This window comes from Parviterribacter multiflagellatus, assembly GCF_056863265.1.
The window spans coordinates 1-18,685 of the sequence record NZ_JBXPIZ010000004.1 but is presented as its reverse complement, the minus strand read 5'-3'; the positions used below and the strand labels follow the sequence as shown (position 1 = coordinate 18,685).

The following is an 18,685-nucleotide window of genomic DNA, read 5'->3' as shown; positions in this document are numbered from 1 at the left end:
CGACATGGCCGTCGATGCGCTGTCCGCCCCGTTCACGACCCACGAGGTCACGAACCAGGTCCCGCCGCTCGCGGATCTCGACCTGTTCTCGACGAACCTCCCGCTCGTGGAGGCGCTGGAGCGCGAAGGCGCCGGGTGGGCGAAGGCGCGCGCGGCGGAGGTCGGGCGCATCTGGGGCGGCGAGCCGCTGGCCGTCTGGGGCTTCCAGGCCAACGCGAACCCGCCGGTGCTGCGGACGCACGACCGGTACGGCAACCGCATCGACGAGGTGGAGTTCCACCCCGCCTACCACCAGCTCATGGCGCTGTCGTCCGAGCACCAGATCCACGCGCTGCCGTGGACGTCGGGCGAGGCCAACCCCCATGTCGCGCGCACCGCCCTCTACCTGACGACGGCGCAGGCCGAGGGCGGCCACGGCTGCCCGATCACGATGACCTTCGCCGCCGTGCCCGCGCTGCGCTCGACGCCCGCGCTGGCCGACGAGTGGATCCCCAAGCTGACCGCCGCGTCGTACGACCCGCTGCTGCGCGCCGACAAGGCGAGCGCCAAGTGCGGCATGGCGATGACCGAGAAGCAGGGCGGCTCGGACGTGCGCGCGAACACGACCCGTGCGGTGCCGGACGACGCGGCCGGTGGCTACCGACTCACCGGCCACAAGTGGTTCTGCAGCGCGCCGATGTGCGACGTCTTCTTGGTGCTGGCCCAGACGGACGAGGGCGTGTCGTGCTTCCTCGTCCCGCGGATCCTGCCGGACGGCACGCGCAACACGTTCCGGCTCCAGCGCCTGAAGGACAAGCTGGGCAACAGGTCCAACGCGTCGTCCGAGGTCGAGTTCGACCAGACCTTCGGCTGGCTGGTCGGCGAGCCCGGCCGCGGCGTCCCGACGATCATCGAGATGGTCGCCCACACGCGCCTGGACTGCGTGATCGGCAGCGCCGCCGGGATGCGCTGGGGCGTGGCGAACGCGACGTGGCACGCCGCGCACCGCAGCGCGTTCGGCAAGACGCTGGTCGACCAGCCGCTGATGCAGAACGTGCTCGCGGACCTGGCGATCGAGTCCGAGGCCGCGACGGCGCTGGCGATGCGCCTGGCGCGCGCGTACGACGAGGAGGACACCGCGTTCAAGCGCCTGGCCACGGCCGTCGGCAAGTACTGGGTCTGCAAGCGGCTGCCCGCGCACGCGTTCGAGGCGATGGAGTGCCTCGGCGGCAACGGCTACGTCGAGGACTCCGGGATGCCGCGGCTGTACCGCGAGGCGCCGGTCAACTCGATCTGGGAGGGCTCGGGGAACGTCAACGCGCTCGACGTGCTGCGTGCGCTGGCGAAGCAGCCGGCCGTGCTCGACGCGTACCTCGCCGAGGTCGACGAGGCCGCGGGAGGGGACGCGCGCCTGGATGCGTTCGTGGACGGCCTGCGCGCGGAGTTCGCCGATCTCGAGGGCGTCGAGATCCGCGCGCGCCGCATCGTCGAGAAGCTCGCGCTCGCGCTCCAGGGCTCGCTGCTGGTCCGCCACGCCCCGCCCGCGGTCGCCGACGCGTTCTGCGCCTCACGCCTGGCGGGCGACGCGGGCCTCGCCTTCGGCACCCTCCCCCGCGGCGTCGACGCGCGCGCGATCGTCGACCGCCACACGCCGGTCCTCTAGCCGCCCGCGCGCCGCTCTGAGAGGCTGGCGGCGCCATGCCGCTCGCCTTCCGGGAGGCCGGGGACCCCGACGCGCCGGTCGCGCTGCTGCTCCACGGCTATCCGAACAGCTCGTACGTCTGGCACGCCGTGATGCCGGCGATCGCGGCGGCCGGGTGGCGGGCGGTCGCGCCGGACTTCTCGGGCTACGGCGACAGCGCGCCGCTCGACGGACGCGCCGCGACGTGGGAGGAGCACGTGCACTGCCTCGACGACTTCGTGGCCGAGGAGGAGCTGGCGCCGGTCGCGCTGATCGCGCACGACTGGGGCGGGCTGATCGGGCTGCGGTGGGCGATCGAGCGGCCGTACGCGGTGTGCGCGCTGGCGATCATGAGCACCGGCTTCTTCCCCGACGGCAAGTGGCACGGGCTCGCCCGCGCGCTGCGCACCGACGGCGAGGGGGAGCGGCTCCTCGCCGGGCTGACCCGCGCGACGTTCGGGGAGCTGCTGCGGAGCGCGTCGCCGCACGTCACCCAGGGCGCGCTCGACGAGTACTGGAAGGGCTACGCCGACCCGGAGCGGCGCGCCGCGCAGCTCGAGCTCTACCGCTCCGGCGACTTCGCGCAGCTCGCGGGCACCGAAGGCCGGCTCGCGGCGCTGGACGTCCCGACGCTGCTGCTGTGGGGCGCCGACGACACGTTCGCGCCGGTCGCGAGCGCGCACCGCTTCCAGCGCGAGATCCCGCACGCCGACCTGGTCGTGCTCGACGGCGTCGGCCACTTCCCGCAGGAGGACGCGCCGGACGACGTCGCCGCCGCGCTCGCCGCCTTCCTCACGCGTGTCCGGTCCTAGGGAGTAGCTTTGTCTCACCGTGTTGGGTGAGCGTTCGATCCAGCTGTTCCGGATCAGCGGAATCCGGGTCGGCGCCAGCCCCAGCTGGTTCCTGATCCTGTTCTTCGCGATCTACGTCCTCTCGGGCTCCTTCCAGGACGCCCTCGGCGGCTCCTCGGAGCAGGCCTACGTCGTCGCGGTCATCGCGGCGCTCTTGTTCTTCGGCTCGATCATCCTGCACGAGCTGGGCCACGCCTTCGCGGCGCGCCGCTCGGGGATCAACATCGAGGGCATCGACCTGTGGCTGTTCGGCGGCATCGCCAAGCTCGACCGCGACTCGCAGTCGCCGGGCGAGGAGTTCAAGGTCGCCGCGGCCGGCCCGGCGGTCACGCTGCTGATCGTCGCGCTCTGCTACGCGATCACCGCGGTCGTCGCCGGGTTCGGGGAGGCGTTCGACCTCGCCACGCTCGAGGACGGCTCGGCGCCCGAGCCGGTCGAGCTGCTGATCGCGTTCGTCGCGTCGATGAACGCGATCCTCTTCGTCTTCAACCTCATCCCGGCGTTCCCGCTCGACGGCGGCCGGATCGCCCGCGCGATCATCTGGAAGGTCACCGGCGACCGGACGAAGGGCACGGTCGCGGCCGCCCGCCTCGGCCAGGGCTTCGGCTACCTGATGGCCGGCTACGGCCTGTACGTGCTGTTCACGTCCGACGACGCGTTCAGCGGCATCTGGTGGGTCGTGCTCGGCTGGCTGATCGCCGGCTCGGCCAAGTCCGCGGCGGTCAGCGCGCGCGTGACCGACCGGCTGGAGGGCGTCACCGTCGGCGACATCATGGACCCGCATCCGCTCACGCTGCCGGCGTCCACGCGGCTGATCGACGCCGAGGACTGGTTCGCGCGCCACAACGCCGACTGGGCCGCCGTCGTCGACGACCAGGGCCGCCTGCTGGGCATCGCCGAGCGGGAGCGGATCGGCGCCGCGATCAACGCCGGCCAGCCCGCGCTGTCGGCCCACGAGGTGCTCACGCCGGGCGACCCCGTCTCCACCGACCAGCCGCTGGAGGCCGTCGTCGGGGCCGAGCCGCTGCGCCGCCTGGGCGCCGTCATGGCGGTCGACCAGAGCGGCGTGCTGCGCGGCGTGCTGACGGTCGAGCAGGTCCGAAGAGCGCTCACCGCCGCGCTTCCGTGACATCGCTCACATAAGAGGTGTGACGCAGGTCACCCTAAGGCGGTGACATCCGTTACTTTGCGCGGCGATGCCCGCACACGACGTGTTGATCATCGGCGCCGGCCTCGCAGGCCAGCGCGCCGCACTCGCGGCCGCCGACGCCGGCGCCTCCGTGGCGATCATGAGCAAGGTCCACCCCGTCAGGTCCCACTCGGTGGCCGCGGCGGGCGGGATCAACGCCGCGCTCAAGGCCGGGGACACGTGGGAGTCGCACGCGTTCGACACCGTGAAGGGGTCGGACTACCTGGGCGACCAGGACGCGATCGAGATCATGGCGCGGGCCGCGCCGGAGGAGATCATCCACCTCGAGCACATCGGGGTCACGTTCCACCGCGACGACGAGGGCCACCTCGGGACCCGCGCGTTCGGCGGCGCGTCGCAGGCCCGGACGTACTACGTGGCGGACATCACCGGGCAGGCGATCCTGCACGTGCTCTACGAGCAGATCATGAAGTACGCCGACCGGGTGGACTCGTACGAGGAGTGGTTCACCACGTCGCTCGTCCAGGACGACGAGGGCCGATGCGTCGGCGCGGTCGCGCGGGACATCCGCACCGGGCGGATGGAGACGTTCACCGCCAAGAGCGTGATCCTCGCCAGCGGCGGCGCCGGGCACGCGTGGAAGCCGACCACCAACGGGCTCATCTGCACCGGCGACGGCATCAGCCAGGCGTTCCGCATCGGCGCGCAGCTGATGGACATGGAGATGGTCCAGTACCACCCCACCTGCCTGGTCACCAACGGCTTCCTCATCACCGAGGGCGCCCGCGGCGAGGGCGCGCACCTGCTCAACGGCAACGGCGAGCGCTTCATGGAGAAGTACGCGCCGAACAAGCTCGAGCTGGCGTCGCGCGACGTCGTCTCGCGCGCCGAGCAGACGGAGATCAACGAGGGCCGCGGCGCGGGGCCGAACGGCGAGGGCATCTACCTCGACGTGACGGTCGTGCCGCGCAAGCGCACGCTCGAGGCGCTCCGCGAGATCGTCAACATCGGCAAGGACTTCGCGGGCGTCGACATCACCCGCGAGCCGATCCTCATCCGGCCCGGCCAGCACTACATCATGGGCGGGGTCAAGACCGACGCGTGGGGCGCGACGGCGATCGAGGGGCTCTACGCCGCCGGCGAGTGCGCCTGCGTCTCGGTGCACGGCGGAAACCGCCTCGGCGCGAACTCGCTGCTCGACACGCTCATCTTCGGCCGGCGCGCCGGGGAGCACGCCGCCCGGCGCGCGCGCGAGACGCCGATGCCGCAGAGCCGTTCGGCCGCCGGCGCGGCCGAACGCGACGCCGGCGAGATCCAGGCGATCATCGACCGGCCGAAGACCGGCCGGCGGGTCTCCGGGATCAAGGACGAGCTGGGGACGACCATGAACAAGTTCGTGGCCGTCTTCCGGGACGCGGAGGGCCTCCAGCAGGCGCACCAGGTCGTGCGCCGGCTCAAGGAGGAGGCCGCGACCGCGTACATCGACGACCGCGGGACCGTGTTCAACCAGGACGTGCTCGGGGCGCTCGAGCTCGGCTACCTGCTGGACACCGCCGAGGCCACCGTCATCGGCGCGATCGAGCGCAAGGAGTCGCGCGGGGCGCAGTTCCGCACCGACTTCCCCGAGCGCAACGACGACGACTGGCTCAAGCACATCACGATCTCGCGCAACGGGGACGACGTGCCGAAGGTGGACTACTCCCCGGTCACGATCACGCGCTGGCAGCCCGAGGAGAGGAAGTACTAGTGGCCGAGTTCACGCTGCGCCTGCGGCGCTACGACCCCGAGAGCGGCCAGCCGCCGTACTGGGCCGAGTACACCGTCGACCTCGAGCCGCACAACTCCGTGCTCGAGGGCATCCTGCAGGCCAAGGGCCAGCAGGACGGGTCGATCGGCATCCGGTGCTCCTGCCGCGCGGCGATCTGCGGGTCCTGCGGCGTCATGATCAACGGGCGCGCGGGCCTGGCCTGCCACACCCACCTCGACGTGGCCCAGGCGACGGGCCGCGAGGGCGTGATCGAGGTCGAGCCGTTCAACAACATGCCGGTGATCAAGGACCTGATCGTCGACATGGACGCGGTCCACTGGAAGAAGATCAAGCGCGTCACGCCATGGCTGCTGGCCAAGGAGCCGGTGCCCGAGCGCGAGTACGTCGTCCCGCACGACAACATGGTCGACGTCACGCAGTCGATGGCGTGCATCCAGTGCGGCGCGTGCGTCGCGTCGTGCCTGTCGATGGAGGTCGACCCGCTGTTCGTCGGCCCGGCCGCGCTCGCCAAGAGCTACCGCTTCGTGGGCGACCCGCGCGACGCCGAGCAGTACGAGCGCCTGAAGGACCTCGCCGAGGACCCGCACGGCATGTACGACTGCACGCACTGCTTCAACTGCATCGAGGCGTGCCCCAAGGGCGTCGCGCCGATGAACCAGATCATGCGGCTGCGGCGCATCGCGGGCGACGACCACGAGATCGACGACCGCAACAACGGCAACCGCCACGAGCGGGCGTTCGTCTCGCTCATCCGCGGCTACGGCCTGCTGCACGAGGCCGAGCTGCTGCCGCGCTCGTACGGCGGCGACTCGTGGTTCGGCAAGTTCCACCCCGCCGCCGGGCAGGAGCTCGTCTCCTCCCTGCCGGCGATCACCAAGGCGATCGTCCGCCGCAAGGTCGGCATCAAGCAGGCCGCGCTGGGCCACAAGCTCGCGCGCGAGGATCTCAAGGACGTGCAGCGCATCTACGACGTGGTGGAGGGCCGCGACGAGCGCGTCGAGCTCAACCTCTACGTCACCGGCTACGACGACTCCCCGGCGGAGGAGCACAAGGAGGCGACGGCATGAAGGTCGCGTACTGGCCCGGCTGCGTGAGCCGCGGCTTCACGCCGGAGCTGCACGGCGCGATGGCGAAGGTCGCCCCGCTGCTCGACATCGAGCTGATCGAGCTCGACCGCGGCAACTGCTGCGGCGCGGGCGTGATCGCCGAGCACTCGCAGGAGCTGGCCGACACGCTCAACGCCCGCACGTTCGCGCTGGCGCAGCAGACGGACGCGGCGATGATGAACATCTGCTCGACGTGCCAGGGGTCGCAGAGCGAGGCGCAGGAACGGCTCGACGCGAACGCCGAGTACCGCGAGCACATCAACGGCAACCTCGAGGGCGGCCTGCGGTACGACACCGGCAAGGTCGTCAACAAGAACCTGCTGTGGATGCTCGTCGAGGACATCGGACTCGACGAGGTCAAGGCGCGCGTCAAGCGGCCGCTGACCGACCTGAAGGTGGGTCCGTTCTACGGCTGCTACATCATCCGCCCGACCGACCGCCTGGGCATCGACACCGAGCGCCCGCGCGACCGGTACCTGCATCTGCTGATCGAGGCGCTGGGCGGCACGGTCATCGAGTACGCCGGCCAGCACAAGTGCTGCGGCTTCCCGATCGTGACCATGAACAAGGACGCGTCGCTGAAGATGGCCGGCCGCCACATCGGCGACGCGATCGACCAGGACGCCGACTGCCTGGTCACCCCCTGCCCGCTCTGCCACCTCAACCTCGACCTGCAGCAGCCGCTGGCCGAGCGCTTGGCCGGGCGCGACCTCGGCCTGCCGGTCCTGCACCTGCCGCAGCTCCTCGGCCTGGCCTTCGGCCTCGACGAGAAGGAGCTCGGCCTCGGCCGCCACGTCGTCAAGCCGACGTCGGTCATCGACTGGTCGAACGCGGTGGTGGCCGGCGTCGCGTAGGCGACGCCGGCCCCGACGGGCTCAGTCGTCGGTGTCGAGGAAGTACTGGACCCCGCCGAGGAGCAGGCCGACTCGCGCGGGGTCCGCGTCGCCGGTCTTCGCGTCGCGCAGGACCATGATCGACTTGCGCACGACCTCGCCGCTCTCGTAGCGCAGCTCGAGCGTGCCGTTGGGGAGCACCGCGTAGGTGCCCTTCTGGTCCGGCGAGACCGAGGCGAAGTTGCCGCCGCCGGGGATCATCGCCCCACCGCCGAACGTGCCGAGCGTCTCGCGCGACAGCGCGAACAGGCCCGTCGTGGTCATCGTCAGCCAGTTCTGCTGGACGGTCTGGTTCGGCCAGTAGCCCCAGACGTCGATCCCCTTGAGCGCGAGGTTCCACGTCGAGCCGGCGGCCGGGATCGGGCTCAGCGTCCACGTGTTCTCGCCGAGCGTGATGCTCGTGCGGTCGGCGGAGACCAGGTAGGCCTGGCCGTCGATCGTCAGCGAGTTGTTCGCCGGGTCGTAGTGGTACGGCAGGCAGCCGTCCGTCTCGTCGCCGCGCTCGTCGACACCCGCGGTCTTGGCGGTGCAGGGCGGGAAGCCGCTCTCCTCCGGCACGCCGCGGTAGACCCACTTGTCGTCCATGAAGGTGAACGCGAACCACCGGTTGCTGGAGAGCACGTCGACCTCCGCGCGGGTGAACGCGAGGCCGACCATCGACGGCGGCGGCGCGGCCTGATCCTTGGTGCCCTTCGTCTTCTTCGTGCTGGACTTGCGCCACTTCTTGAGGACCAGGTCGCTCTTGAGCGGCTTGACGCCCTTCGTCTTCGAGGTCACCGTCGCCCGGACGGTCGACGTCGCGCGAGCCTGGCTGGTGAGGCGCAGCTTCAGCGTCGCGGTCGCCTTCTTGCCCGCGCGGATCGTCTTGAGCCTCACCGTCTTGCGCTTGGCGTTGACGCCCCGCGGGAGCGTGACCTTCAGCCGCACGTCGCGCGCGGCCTTCGTGCCGCTGTTGACGACGCGCAGCTTCGCGGTCGCCCACCGGTTCGTGCGCAGCGGCGCGACCGTGGGCAGCTCGACGGTGAGCTTGACGCCCTCGGGCGGCTTGACCGGCTCGGGCTTGGGCGCGGGCGCCGGCGTCGGCGAGGGGCTCGGCGTCGGGGTCGGCGTGGGCGTGGGGGTCGGTGCCGGCGGAGGCGGCGGGGGCGGGTCGGCCTGCGTGACCGGCAGGTCGAGCCCGAAGGCGTCGAAGACGTCCGTCGTGCTGGTCGTGCCGACCAGCGCGCACTCCACCGTGAGCCCGCGCAGCTTGTCGCCCGACACCTGCATCGTGACCGTCTTGTCGACGATGGTCCGCGTGCCGCCGAGCGTCAGGGAGCCCGTCGAGGGCACCGCGTACGCCGCGCCCTCGGTGTTCGCCGGATGGAGAACCGCCAGCACCTGCGCCTGCGGCGTGCAGTCGGTCCGCGAGCCGCTGCCGAGGTAGACGCGCAGGTAGCCGTCCGCGGCCGCCGACGGCGCCTCGCGCAGCGTGACGCTCGCCGTGGCGGCGCCCGCGCTGTCGTACGCGACCTGCACGGCGCCGATGTCGTGGCCGCCCTGCACGCTCGTCTGGTCGTTGAGGGCGTCGCTGCCCTGGGCCGAACGGACCTCGGCGCCCGCGGGCGCCGCAGTGGCGCCGGCCAACGCGGCGCAGAGCAGCGTCGCGCCGACGAGGCGGCGACGCGCGCGGTTTCCCCTGCCGAACACACGCGCATCCTAATGCGGTTCACCCATGTGCCGCGACAGCGGCAACGCGCCACGGTGCGTGACCGACGTCACATGGACCGTTTCGTCACGGCACGCAGGAACCTGTACCGTCCCTGCATGGGCGCGGGCACCGGCACGTTGCGGCTCACCCGCCACGCCGGCCGGCAGCGCGACCGGGAGGCGGGGTGCCACGCCGTCTGGGCCGACGACGGGACGCACCGGCGCCTGACCACCGCGCAGACCGCCGCCACCGCCGTCGGCGCGCTCGACGTCTTCCTCCTCCTGTGGCTGATCCTCCCCACGCCGGAGAGCGACCTCAGCCGCGGCACGCTCTTCCTCGTCAACGGCCTCGTCGGCCTCGCGTTCCTCGCGCTCAGCAGCGCCGTCGCGTGGCGGATCAGCGCGCGTGAGTACGCGCCGATCTCCGGCTGGCTGCGGGCGGGCCGGCCGTCGAGCGCGGCCGAGCGCGCCCGCGTGCTCGCGCTCCCGCTGCGGTGCGCCGTCACGGGCGCGGTCGGGTGGGCGATCGGCGCCGCGGTGTTCTTCGCGCTCAACGCGGCGATCGCGACGCCCGAGTTCGCCGGCCACGTCGCGGTGACGATCGTGCTCGGCGGGCTGACGTGCTCGGCGCTCGACTACCTGCTGTCCGAGCGGCTGATGCGGTCGGTCACCGCGCGGGCGCTCGCGGACGAGCCCGAGCTCGTCGCGCGCGGCCCGGGCGTCACGGGGCGGCTCGTGCTGGTGTGGGCGTGCGCGACGGGCGTCCCGCTGCTCGGCCTGATGATCCTCGCCGTCCAGATGATCGTCGACCCGGACTTCTCGGCCGAGCGGCTCGGGGTCAGCGTCCTCGCCCTGGCCGTGGCCGCCGCGGGCGCCGGGCTCGTCGGGACGCTGCTCGCCGCGCGCTCGGTCGCCGACCCGCTGCGCGGCGTGCGCTCCGCGCTCGGCCGCATCCGCGCCGGCGACCTGCAGGCGCGCGTGACCGTCAACGACGGCAGCGAGGTCGGGCTCGTGCAGAGCGGCGTCAACGCGATGGCCGCCGGGCTGGAGGAGCGCGAGCGCCTCCGCGACCTGTTCGGACGCCACGTCGGCGAGGAGGTCGCGCGCACCGCCCTCGACGGCGCCGCCGACGGCGAGAGCGTCCGGCTCGGCGGCGAGCAGCGCGAGGTCGCGGTGCTCTTCGTCGACCTGATCGGCTCGACGTCGCTGGCGGCGCGCCGGCCGCCGGACGAGGTGGTCGCGCTGCTCAACCGGTTCTTCGCGGTGGTCGTCGACGTCGTCGAGCGCCACGGCGGCTGGGTGAACAAGTTCGAGGGCGACGCGGCGCTCGCGGTGTTCGGCGCGCCGGCCGACCACCACGACGCGGCCGGCGCCGTCCTGCGCGCCGCGCGCGAGCTGCGCCACCGCCTCCACGTGCTGGCCGACGTGGACGCCGCGATCGGCGTCTCGGCCGGGCCGTGCGTCGCCGGCAACATCGGCGCCGAGCGGCGGTTCGAGTACACGGTGATCGGCGATCCGGTCAACGAGGCGGCGCGCCTCTGCGACCTCGCCAAGCGGCGTGACGCGCGCCTGCTCGTCTCGTCCGTGGTGGTCGATCGCGCGTCCGGCGACGAGGGCGAGCGCTGGGCGTCGTGCGACGAGGTCGTGCTCCGCGGCCGTCGGCGTGCGACCCTCGTGGCAGCTCCGGTCTGACACCGGACGGTGAGGTCTGTAGTGTCGCGACGTGGGTCGTTCGCACGGACGCAGCAGCCTGCTGATCGCCGCGATCGTGGTCGGGGCGGCGTGCGGCCTGCCGGCCGTCGCGCACGGCGCGTCGTGGGTGACGGTGAGCGGCGGGACGGTGCTCCGCGAGCCCGCGGCGACGGTCGCGCTCGAGGGCCTCGTCGTCCGTGCCGCGGACGAGACCGCGAGCGTCGGAGTCGACCTCACCGGGCCCGAGCCGCGCGTCGCGTTCTCGGCCCGCGCCTGCGAGCCGGCCGGCGGCACGTGGGACGTCCGCGAGGTCGTGCACGACGACGTCGGCAACGTCACCCGGCTGTGGGGCTGGTACGAGCAGCGCTGCGTGGACGCCCCGCCGCTGGCGGGCGAGATCCGCGTCGGCTACCCGGACGGCGCCGAGCCGTTCGCGGCGCCCGCCGCGCTGCGCCTGCCGGAGACCGGCGCCGCCGAGCCCGTCGAGATCGTGGCCGGGCCGGACGGCCTGACGGTCACCGCGACGATGCTCGCATCGACCGCGGCGGCCGCCGCCCAGCGCGGCGCGTCCGGGGTCGAGGTGACCGAGGACGGCTGCACCGGCCGGACGCTGGCGCCCGGGGAGTCCTGCCGCGTCTGGCTGCGCGCGGCGCGCCTGGCCGACGCCCAGCTGCTCGTGAGCACGACCGCCGGCGCGGTCGCGGTGCCGGTCGAGGGCGGGGATGCCGCGCCGTTCACGCCGCCCGATGAGCCCGACGAGCCGCGCCCGCCCGCGAACACCAACGCCGCGCCGGCCGCGCCGACCGCCCGTGAGCCGGCCGCCTTGCTGGCGTCGCCCGCGCCCGAGCTCTTCGCCGGCGTGGCGTCGCGCCCGTCCTCACGCCCTTCCACGTCGCTCCCGGACATCTGCCCCACGAGCCGCCTGGCCACGCTGAGCGCGCCACGCGGCACGAACCGCGCCGACCGCCTCTTCGGCGCGCCCCGCGCCGAGCTGATCCGCGCCCGCGGCGGCGACGACGAGGTCTACGCCGGCCCCGGCGACGACTGCGTCGACGGCGGCAGCGGCCGCGACCGCCTCGACGGCGGCGCCGGCCACGACGTGCTGGTCGGCGGCACGGGCGACGACCTCCTCATCGGCGGCCCGGGCCGCGACCTGCTGGTCTGCGGCACGGGGACCGACACGGCGATCGCCGGCTCCGGCGACCGCACGGCCGCCTGCGAGCGGGTCGTGCGCCTGCGCCGCTAGGACGCCGCGACGGCGGAGGCCGGGCGCACGAGGTCGCGCGCCACGAGCTCCTCGGCGATCTGCACCGTGTTCAGGGCCGCGCCCTTGAGCAGGTTGTCGCCGACGACGAACAGGTTGAGGCCGTTCGGGACGCCGAGATCCGGGCGGATGCGGCCGACCGCGACCTCGTCCCGGCCCGCCCACTCGAGCGGCGTCGGGACGTCCTGGACGACGAGGTTCGGGAACGCCTCGAGCACGCGGTGCGCCTCGTCCAGCGACGGCTCGCGCTCGAAGATCGCGCGGACGGCGACCGCGTGGCCGACCATCACCGGCACGCGCACGCAGGTCGGCGAGACCTGCAGGCCCGGGATGTCGAGGATCTTGCGCGACTCGTTGCGGAGCTTGATCTCCTCGTCGGTGTAGCCGTCCTCGACGACCTTGCCGAGCGAGGGCACGACGTTGAAGGCGAGCGTGTCGGCGTGGACCGACGCCTCGACCTTGCGCCGCGCGGCGTCGCCGTCGTTGACGAGCAGGTCGACGTCGGCGCCGACGACCGGCACCTGGGCGGCGAGCTCGTCGATGCCCTTCTGCCCCGCGCCGCCCGCGGCCTGGTAGCTCGTCGCCACCATCGCCTGCAGGCCGAACGCGTCGTGCAGCGCCTTGAGCGGCAGCATCGCGACCATCGTCGTGCAGTTCGGGTTGGCGACGATGCCCTTGTGGCCGGCCAGCGCGTCGGGGTTGACCTCGGTCACCACGAGCGGCACGTCGTCGCTCATGCGCCAGGCGGATGAGTTGTCCACGACGACCGCGCCGGCCGCCGCGAACTTCGGCGCCCACTCGCGCGAGGTCGCGCCGCCCGCGCTGAACAGCGCGAGGTCGAAGTCCTGGATGGTGTCCTCGGCGAGGACGCGGCACGGCTCGTCGGTGTTCGGCAGCTCGCGCCCGCGGGAGCGCTCGCTCGCGAACGGCACGACGGCGTCGGCCTTGAACCCGCGCTTGCGCAGCAGGTCGCGCATGATGGTGCCGACGGCACCGGTGGCTCCGACGACGGCGACGCGCATCAGGCGGCGAACTCCCCGAACGGGTTCTCGGGCCGCATCGTGTCGGGGCCCTGGAGCTCGAACGCGCTGTGCAGCGAGCGCACCGCCTGCTTGAGCTGGTCGCCCTGGACGACGCAGGAGATCTTGATGGGCGACGTGGAGATCATGTCGATGTTGATCCCCTCCTCGCCGAGCGTGCGGAAGACCTTGGCGGCGACGCCGGGGTGCGACTTCATCCCCGCGCCGACGATGGAGACCTTGCCCATCGACTCGTCGGCGACGACGTTGGCGATGCCCGCCTCGTCGACCAGCGGCTGGAGCGCCGCCTGGGCCGTGCGCAGGTCGTCCTTCGGGACCGTGAACGAGACCTCGGCCTGGGCGCCCTCGCCCACCGGCTCGTTCTGGATGATCATGTCCACGTTGACGTTCGCGTCCGCGAGCGTCGTGAAGATCCGCCCGGCGATGCCGGGGATGTCGGGCACGCCCACGAGGGTGAGGCGAGCCTCGCCCGAGGAGTGCGTCACGGCGGTGATGAGGGGCTGTTCCACGGTCTCGTCGTCTCCGACCACCACCGTACCGGGCTTGTCGTGGAAGCTCGAACGGCAGTGGATTCGAACCCCGTGGTTGCGCGCGTACTCCACGGAGCGCAGCTGCAGGACGCCGGCGCCCGACGCGGCCATCTCGAGCATCTCCTCGAAGGTGACCACGGAGAGCTTGCGCGCCTCCGGCACGATGCGCGGGTCGGCCGTGAACACGCCGTCCACGTCGGTGTAGATCTCGCAGACCTCGGCGCCGACGGCGGCGGCGAGCGCGACGGCGGTCGTGTCGGAGCCGCCGCGGCCGAGCGTCGTGACGTCCTTCGCGGTCGACACGCCCTGGAAGCCGGCGACCAGCACGATCGAGCCGGAGTCGAGCGCCTCGCGGATGCGATCCGCGCGCACGTCGAGGATGCGGGCCTTCGTGTGCGACGTGTCTGTCACGATCCCCGCCTGTGAGCCGGTCAGGGAGATGGCCCGGTGCCCGAGGTCGTTGATCGCCATCGCGCACAGCGCGCAGGAGACGCGCTCGCCCGTGGAGAGGAGCATGTCCATCTCGCGCGGGTCGGGATCGGGGGAGATCTCCTGCGCGTCGGCGATGAGACGGTCGGTCTCCTTGCCGCGCGCCGAGAGGACGGCCACGACGTCGTGGCCCTGCTCGCGCTTCTCGACGATCCGCTTGGCGGCGCGCTTGAGGCGCTCGGCGTCGGCGACCGACGTGCCGCCGAACTTCATGACCACGGTCTCCGGCATCGCGGGTGGAGGATATGAGGCGCTGGGCGCTGGTGGTAGCCGGCATCGCGATGGCCGCGGCCGCGGCCGTCGTGCTGCTCGTGAGCGGCGGTTCGAACCCGGACGGGGGCGGGCGCAGCGTGCCCGAGGGCGGCTCGCGCTTCGGCACCACGGCGACCACGACGCAGACCGCCACCACGCCCGCGCGCGACGCCGCCGCGCTCGAGCGCCAGGCCGCGCAGCTCTTCGTCGTCGGCTTCCCCGTCGACCGCGGGCCGCAGCGCATCTGGGGCGCGCTGTACGTGAGCGGCGCGGACTTCCGCTCCACCACCCAGCTGCGCGCGCTGATCCGCCGGGAGGAGCGGCGTGCCCGGCGCCAGCGGCGGCCGCTCCCGCTGATCGTCGTGGACCCCTCCGAGTTCCCCGGCCTGGGCCCGGCGGCCCAGCCGACGCTCGGGGCGGAGGGCACCCAGCGCGACGCGCGCACGACCGCGCTGCGCAGCGGCCGCCGCCTCGGCCGGCTCGGCGTCGACGTCGTGCTCGCGCCGTCCGCGGATCTCGGCGTCGAGGGGAGCGCGGCCTCCCAGCGCTCCTACGGCGACGACCCGCAGCGCACCGCGGCGTTCACGTTCCAGGCGGTCGACGGCTGGGAGGCCGCGGGCGTCAGCCCCGCGCCCGGGCGGTTCCCCGGCGAGGGCGCGGCGTCGCAGGATCCCTCCGCGGGCCCGGCGACCGTCGGCCTCTCGCTGGAGGAGCTGGTCGCGCGCGACGTACGGCCGTTCGCGGGCGTGGTGGGCAAGGCGCCGGCGATGCAGATGAGCGCGGCGGTCTACGCGGCGTGGGACGGCGTGACGCCCGCGACGCTCCTGCCCGACGCGGTCCGCCTGCTGCGGGAGCGGCTCGGCTTCGAGGGCGCGGTGATCAGCGCCGACCTCGTCGCCGCCACCGCGGCCACCGGCGGAACGGTCGGCGAGGCCGCCGTCGCCGCGCTGCGCGCCGGATGCGACCTCCTCTTCGTCCCCGGCGGCCGCGCCGAGCAGGACGGGGCGGTCCGTGCGCTTGTGCGCGCGGTGGCCGCCGGGCGGGTGCCGCGCGCGCGGTTCGACGAGGCGCTCCGCCACGCTGCCGCGCTGCGCAAGGCCGCGGCGGACGGCTAGGCGCGGACCATGCCGCGCCGCGCGGCGTCGTCGATCACCGCGGCGGCGATCGGGACGAGCGGCGGCCAGTGGCGCTCGATCTCCGGCAGCAGGCGGGTGCGGAGCTGGTCGGCCGTGCGGTCGCCCGCGCGCCACGCCGAGCCGTCGCCGGACCAGTGCAGGACGAGCGGCTGGAGGCGATCCAGGCCGCGGGCGAAGCGCGCCTCGGGGGTCTCGCTTGCCTCGAACTCCTCCCACAGCGCGTGCGCGTGCGTGCCGACGTCGTCCGGGAGCAGGCCGAAGAGGCGGACCGCGGCGGCGGCCTCGGCGTCCGCGATCGCCGCACGGGCCGCGGTGTCGTGGAAGGGCGTGTCGCCCACATCGACCTCCACGACGTCGTGGACGAGGAGCATCGACAGGACGCGGCCGAGGTCGGTCTCCGGCGCCACGCGCGGGTGCAGGACGAGCGCGTAGAGCGCGAGGTGCCAGGAGTGCTCGGCGCTCGTCTCCCCGCGCGAGCCGTCGATCAGGCGGTTGAGCCGCTCGACCCCGGTCAGGCCGTGCGCGACGGTGAGGAAGTCGAGGCTGCGCTGGGTGTCGGCGTCGAGGCCGAGCACGCCGAGGTCGGGGCCGTGGGACACCGTCCGAGTGTGGCACCCTCCTGCGCCGTGACCACCGTGCCCGAGATCGCCATCCCCCGCGTCGGCGTCAGCGCGATCGTCGTGCGCGACGGCCGCGTGCTGCTCGGCTGCCGCCAGGGCGCACACGGCGAGGGCACGTGGGGCTTCCCCGGCGGCAAGCTCGACCCGGGCGACACGCCCGAGGCGACCGCCGCGCGCGAGCTCGAGGAGGAGACGGGGCTGGTCGCGGTGGACGTCGCGCCGGTCGCGTGGACGAACGACGTCTTCGCCGACGAGGGGCTGCACTACGTGACGCTCCACCACCGCGTCGAGGTCGCGCCCGGCCGCGAGCCCGAGCTGCGCGAGCCCGACAAGGCGACCGCGTGGGAGTGGTTCGCGTGGGACGCCCTGCCCGACACGCTCTTCCTGCCGGTCACCGCGCTGCGCGCGACCGGCTGGCGGCCCTAGCCCAGCGCGGCCCGGATCGCCGCGGCGGCCTCCTCGGCCTCCGCGTCGTCGGCGTACTTCGTGCGCGGCCAGAAGAACCCGCGCAGGCCGTCCTTCGGGTTGCGCGGGACGACGTGCACGTGCAGGTGCGGGACCGACTGCGAGACGATGTTGTTGACGGCGTTGAAGACGCCCTTGGACCCCATCGCGTCGCGCACCGCCACGCTCAGCCGCTGGACGCGCTCGCCGAGCGGGCCGACCAGCTCCGGCGGCAGGTCCCAGACCGCCTCGACGTGCGCCTTGGGCACGAGCAGGACGTGGCCCGGGAAGAGCGGGCGGATGTCGAGGAACGCGGCGAACGCGTCGTCCTCGTAGACCACGAACCCCTTCTCCTCGCCCGCCGCGATGCGGCAGAAGAGGCAGGCCTTCGCCGCGGCCATCGCTACAGCGTGCGGCGCCCGGCGAGCGCGCGCCCGAGCGTGACCTCGTCCGCGTACTCGAGGTCCCCGCCGACCGGCAGGCCGGACGCGAGCCGCGTGACGCTCGTCGCCGGCGCGCGCTCGCGCAGCTCGTCGGCGATGTAGAGCGCGGTCGCCTCGCCGGTCGTCGTCGGGTTGGTCGCGACGACGACCTCGCGGATCGGCTCGTCCGCCGTCGTGATGCGGCGGAACAGCTCGGCGAGCTTGAGGTCCTCCGGATCCACGCCGTCGATCGGCGACAGCGCGCCGCCGAGCACGTGGTAGCGCCCGTTGAACTCGTGCGTGCGCTCGATCGGGATGACGTCGCCCGGCTCCTCCACGACGCAGATGAGCCCGCCGTCGCGGCGCGTGTCCTGGCAGATGCGGCAGGTCGGCTCGTCCGCGAGGTTGAAGCAGATCTCGCAGAGGCCGATCTTCTCCTTCACCTCGCGGATGGCGTCCGCGAGCGCGTTGGCCTCCTCCGGCGTCGCGCGCAGCAGGTGGAACGCCAGCCGCTGCGCGGTGCGCTGGCCGACGCCCGGCAGCTTGCCGAGCTCGGTGATCAGGCGCTGGACGGAGGGGGCGTACAAGCGCTACCGGTTCTTCTTCGCCGCGCGGCGCGCCGCGCGGTTCATCCCGCCGGGCGCTCCGCCCGGAGCGCCCGGGCCGAGACCGCCGCCGAGGCCACCCAGCCCGCCGCCGAGCCCGAGGGACTCGAGCGCGCTGGCCGGGTCGAACCCGCCCCCGCCGCCGAGGCCCTCCATCTTCTTGGCCGCGATCTCCTCCGCCTGCGACAGCGCCTGGTTGACCGCGGCCAGGACGAGGTCCTGGAGCATCTCGACGTCCTCGGGGTCGACCGCGTCGGGGTCGAGCGTGATCGACTCCAGGCGCAGGTCGCCGGTGGCGACGACCTTGATCATCCCGCCGCCGGCGGAGACCTCGACGCGCTCCTCCTTGAGCGCCTCCTGGGCCTCCTGCTGCGCGGCCATCATCTCCTGCGCCTGCTGGAGCATCTTCTGGAGGTTCGGGGGCTGGGGCATCAGGACGTGGGCTCCTCGTCGTCGGGCACGATCTCCTCGGCCTCGAACTCGTGCTTGAACCGCTCGATGATCTCGTCTTCGGAGAGCGCGGGAGCGGCCGTGGCCGCGACCTCCTCCTCGACCTCGTCGCGGAGGTCGAACGTGAGCTTCAGCGTGCCGCCGCCGAGGTTGCGCAGCTGGTCGGCCACGAGCTGCCGGCACGCGACGTCGTCGGCCTTGCGCTTGTAGAACGAGTCCTCGCTGGCGAACGCGGCCACGAGCTCGTCGCCGTTCAGCTCGACGGGCCGGGACTTCGCGACCGCGGCGCCGAGCATGAGGTTCGCGCCCTTGACCATGTCGATGACCGCGGGCCAGTTCTGCTTGACCCACGCGAGGTCGACGGCTCCGGCGGGGGCGACCGGCGCGGGCGGCTGGATCGCCTCCTGCACCTCGGCGGTCGCGACCGCGGTGGCGTGCGCGGGTTCGGCGCCGGGGGGCTCGGGCTGGGCCGCCGGCGGCTGCGGCGGATGCTGCGGCTCGGGCGCAGGCGGCGGGAAGGCGTGGCCGTTGCGCTCGCCGCCGACCGGGGCGACGTCGGGCGCCGCGGGCGGCGCGCCGGTGGGCGGCGTGCCTGGCGTGGTCGCGGCGGGCGCGGGAGCGGAG

At 73.5% G+C, this 18,685-nt stretch carries 17 protein-coding genes and 1 pseudogene; 10 read left to right on the top strand and 8 right to left on the bottom strand.

The window, feature by feature from the left end; genetic code table 11:
• Positions 1-4: 4 nt before the first annotated feature.
• The 6 genes from AC1UE5_RS09415 to AC1UE5_RS09390 all read left to right on the top strand — a co-directional run bounded on the left by AC1UE5_RS09415 (position 5) and on the right by AC1UE5_RS09390 (position 7,389).
• Positions 5-1,642, top strand: a complete 1,638-nt coding sequence (locus AC1UE5_RS09415; RefSeq protein ID WP_482922494.1) for an acyl-CoA dehydrogenase family protein — start codon at positions 5-7, stop codon at positions 1,640-1,642.
• 35 nt (positions 1,643-1,677) lie between these two features.
• The gene (locus AC1UE5_RS09410) at positions 1,678-2,472 is read left to right on the top strand and encodes an alpha/beta fold hydrolase (protein WP_482922492.1); all 795 of its coding nucleotides are present in this window, start codon (positions 1,678-1,680) and stop codon (positions 2,470-2,472) included.
• A 19-nt stretch (positions 2,473-2,491) separates the two neighbouring features.
• Positions 2,492-3,640 (top strand): site-2 protease family protein, encoded by a 1,149-nt coding sequence (locus AC1UE5_RS09405; protein WP_482922490.1) that lies wholly within the window; start codon positions 2,492-2,494, stop codon positions 3,638-3,640.
• Positions 3,641-3,707: 67 nt separating this feature from the next.
• Positions 3,708-5,408 carry an FAD-binding protein gene (locus AC1UE5_RS09400; RefSeq protein WP_482922488.1) on the top strand — a complete coding sequence of 567 codons (1,701 nt, stop codon included), beginning with the start codon at positions 3,708-3,710 and terminating at the stop codon, positions 5,406-5,408.
• On the top strand, positions 5,408-6,496 hold the full coding sequence (locus AC1UE5_RS09395; RefSeq protein WP_482922486.1) for a succinate dehydrogenase/fumarate reductase iron-sulfur subunit: 1,089 nt from the start codon (positions 5,408-5,410) through the stop codon (positions 6,494-6,496). The genes AC1UE5_RS09400 and AC1UE5_RS09395 overlap by 1 nt, the downstream gene beginning before the upstream one ends.
• Positions 6,493-7,389, top strand: coding sequence for a CoB--CoM heterodisulfide reductase iron-sulfur subunit B family protein (locus tag AC1UE5_RS09390; RefSeq protein ID WP_482922484.1), 897 nt, complete (start codon positions 6,493-6,495; stop codon positions 7,387-7,389). Before AC1UE5_RS09395 ends, AC1UE5_RS09390 begins: the two co-directional genes overlap by 4 nt.
• Before the next feature lie 21 nt (positions 7,390-7,410).
• On the opposite strand, the gene AC1UE5_RS09385 is transcribed toward AC1UE5_RS09390, so the two are convergent.
• On the bottom strand, positions 7,411-9,117 hold the full coding sequence (locus tag AC1UE5_RS09385) for an NEW3 domain-containing protein (RefSeq protein ID WP_482922482.1): 1,707 nt from the start codon (positions 9,115-9,117) through the stop codon (positions 7,411-7,413).
• 117 nt (positions 9,118-9,234) lie between these two features.
• On the opposite strand from AC1UE5_RS09385, the gene AC1UE5_RS09380 reads away from it, so the two are divergent.
• Both AC1UE5_RS09380 and AC1UE5_RS09375 read left to right on the top strand, forming a co-directional pair.
• Positions 9,235-10,809 carry an adenylate/guanylate cyclase domain-containing protein gene (locus AC1UE5_RS09380; protein ID WP_482922480.1) on the top strand — a complete coding sequence of 525 codons (1,575 nt, stop codon included), beginning with the start codon at positions 9,235-9,237 and terminating at the stop codon, positions 10,807-10,809.
• A 31-nt stretch (positions 10,810-10,840) separates the two neighbouring features.
• Positions 10,841-12,055 carry a calcium-binding protein gene (locus tag AC1UE5_RS09375; RefSeq protein WP_482922478.1) on the top strand — a complete coding sequence of 405 codons (1,215 nt, stop codon included), beginning with the start codon at positions 10,841-10,843 and terminating at the stop codon, positions 12,053-12,055.
• Here AC1UE5_RS09375 and AC1UE5_RS09370 read toward each other — a convergent pair.
• Together AC1UE5_RS09370 and AC1UE5_RS09365 are read right to left on the bottom strand one after the other, a co-directional pair.
• Positions 12,052-13,095 (bottom strand): aspartate-semialdehyde dehydrogenase, encoded by a 1,044-nt coding sequence (locus AC1UE5_RS09370; RefSeq protein WP_482922476.1) that lies wholly within the window; start codon positions 13,093-13,095, stop codon positions 12,052-12,054. The two genes, AC1UE5_RS09375 and AC1UE5_RS09370, sit on opposite strands and share 4 nt — an antisense overlap.
• Positions 13,095-14,363 (bottom strand): aspartate kinase, encoded by a 1,269-nt coding sequence (locus AC1UE5_RS09365; protein WP_482922474.1) that lies wholly within the window; start codon positions 14,361-14,363, stop codon positions 13,095-13,097. Before AC1UE5_RS09365 ends, AC1UE5_RS09370 begins: the two co-directional genes overlap by 1 nt.
• Before the next feature lie 50 nt (positions 14,364-14,413).
• Between AC1UE5_RS09365 and AC1UE5_RS09360 the strand changes: the two genes are divergently transcribed.
• Positions 14,414-15,499 carry a glycoside hydrolase family 3 N-terminal domain-containing protein gene (locus AC1UE5_RS09360; RefSeq protein WP_482922472.1) on the top strand — a complete coding sequence of 362 codons (1,086 nt, stop codon included), beginning with the start codon at positions 14,414-14,416 and terminating at the stop codon, positions 15,497-15,499.
• Here AC1UE5_RS09360 and AC1UE5_RS09355 read toward each other — a convergent pair.
• On the bottom strand, positions 15,496-16,119 hold the full coding sequence (locus tag AC1UE5_RS09355) for an HD domain-containing protein (protein ID WP_482922470.1): 624 nt from the start codon (positions 16,117-16,119) through the stop codon (positions 15,496-15,498). The two genes, AC1UE5_RS09360 and AC1UE5_RS09355, sit on opposite strands and share 4 nt — an antisense overlap.
• Before the next feature lie 27 nt (positions 16,120-16,146).
• On the opposite strand from AC1UE5_RS09355, the gene AC1UE5_RS09350 reads away from it, so the two are divergent.
• Positions 16,147-16,566, top strand: coding sequence for a nucleotide triphosphate diphosphatase NUDT15 (locus AC1UE5_RS09350; RefSeq protein ID WP_482922468.1), 420 nt, complete (start codon positions 16,147-16,149; stop codon positions 16,564-16,566).
• Here the strand turns inward: AC1UE5_RS09350 and AC1UE5_RS09345 are convergent.
• From AC1UE5_RS09345 to AC1UE5_RS09330, 4 genes and pseudogenes are all read right to left on the bottom strand, one after another.
• The gene (locus AC1UE5_RS09345; protein WP_482922466.1) at positions 16,563-16,985 is read right to left on the bottom strand and encodes an HIT family protein; all 423 of its coding nucleotides are present in this window, start codon (positions 16,983-16,985) and stop codon (positions 16,563-16,565) included. The genes AC1UE5_RS09350 and AC1UE5_RS09345 overlap by 4 nt on opposite strands.
• A gap of 2 nt (positions 16,986-16,987) precedes the next feature.
• On the bottom strand, positions 16,988-17,593 hold the full coding sequence (gene recR / locus AC1UE5_RS09340; RefSeq protein WP_482922464.1) for a recombination mediator RecR: 606 nt from the start codon (positions 17,591-17,593) through the stop codon (positions 16,988-16,990).
• Positions 17,594-17,596: 3 nt separating this feature from the next.
• A complete protein-coding gene (locus AC1UE5_RS09335; RefSeq protein WP_482922462.1) occupies positions 17,597-18,043 on the bottom strand; it encodes a YbaB/EbfC family nucleoid-associated protein in 447 nt (148 codons plus the stop codon).
• Positions 18,043-18,685 (bottom strand): annotated as a pseudogene (locus AC1UE5_RS09330) (hypothetical protein); the annotation flags it as partial. The pseudogene AC1UE5_RS09330 and the gene AC1UE5_RS09335, both read right to left, overlap by 1 nt.

Excerpts from the sequence above, each read along its gene's own strand:
- AC1UE5_RS09380 (WP_482922480.1), top strand. The coding sequence starts at position 9,235 with ATGGGCGCGGGCACCGGCACGTTGCGGCTCACCCGCCACGCCGGCCGG.
- AC1UE5_RS09360 (WP_482922472.1), top strand. The coding sequence starts at position 14,414 with ATGGCCGCGGCCGCGGCCGTCGTGCTGCTCGTGAGCGGCGGTTCGAAC.
- AC1UE5_RS09400 (WP_482922488.1), top strand. The coding sequence starts at position 3,708 with ATGCCCGCACACGACGTGTTGATCATCGGCGCCGGCCTCGCAGGCCAG.
- AC1UE5_RS09365 (WP_482922474.1), bottom strand. The coding sequence starts at position 14,363 with ATGCCGGAGACCGTGGTCATGAAGTTCGGCGGCACGTCGGTCGCCGAC.
- AC1UE5_RS09345 (WP_482922466.1), bottom strand. The coding sequence starts at position 16,985 with ATGGCCGCGGCGAAGGCCTGCCTCTTCTGCCGCATCGCGGCGGGCGAG.
- AC1UE5_RS09410 (WP_482922492.1), top strand. The coding sequence starts at position 1,678 with ATGCCGCTCGCCTTCCGGGAGGCCGGGGACCCCGACGCGCCGGTCGCG.
- AC1UE5_RS09390 (WP_482922484.1), top strand. The coding sequence starts at position 6,493 with ATGAAGGTCGCGTACTGGCCCGGCTGCGTGAGCCGCGGCTTCACGCCG.
- AC1UE5_RS09370 (WP_482922476.1), bottom strand. The coding sequence starts at position 13,095 with ATGCGCGTCGCCGTCGTCGGAGCCACCGGTGCCGTCGGCACCATCATG.
- AC1UE5_RS09335 (WP_482922462.1), bottom strand. The coding sequence starts at position 18,043 with ATGCCCCAGCCCCCGAACCTCCAGAAGATGCTCCAGCAGGCGCAGGAG.
- AC1UE5_RS09415 (WP_482922494.1), top strand. The coding sequence starts at position 5 with ATGGCCGTCGATGCGCTGTCCGCCCCGTTCACGACCCACGAGGTCACG.